This window comes from Nocardia aegles (genome assembly GCF_052545135.1).
Genome location: NZ_JBQWRI010000074.1, coordinates 1 through 386 on the forward strand (window position 1 = coordinate 1; position 386 = coordinate 386).

General features: G+C 66.8%; 1 protein-coding gene. It reads right to left on the bottom strand.

Annotated features, from left to right (window positions below):
- Positions 1-360 (bottom strand): AMP-binding protein (locus ACT89H_RS29510; RefSeq protein ID WP_445111944.1); only part of this gene is annotated, 360 nt, incomplete at its 3' end.
- Positions 361-386 lie beyond the last annotated feature (26 nt).

Here is a 386-nt window from a genome sequence, read left to right on the forward strand (position 1 = left end):
GGACGGCAGCGTGGCGGCGATGGTGGTTTCACTGGGCCCGTATCCGTTGAACACGGCACGGCCGCGGCTCCAGCGTTCGACCAGTTCGGTGCCGTAGCCTTCGCCGCCGACCAGTAGATATCTCAGATCCGGTAGCGGCGTACGCGTGTGGTCGATGGTGGACAGCACCGAAGGCGTGAGGAGGGCGTGGCTGATCCGCTCGCGAGCGAGCAGGTCGCCGAGCTCGGCGCCGCCGTTGACGTCGCTGGGCGCGATGACCATGGTCGCGCCCGTGCCCAGTGCCGTCAGCAATTCCAGAATCGCCACATCGAAGCTCGGCGAAGCGGAATGCAGGACACGGGAAGAAGTTTCGACGCACAGCGCACCACGGTGGGCGGCGGTGCAGT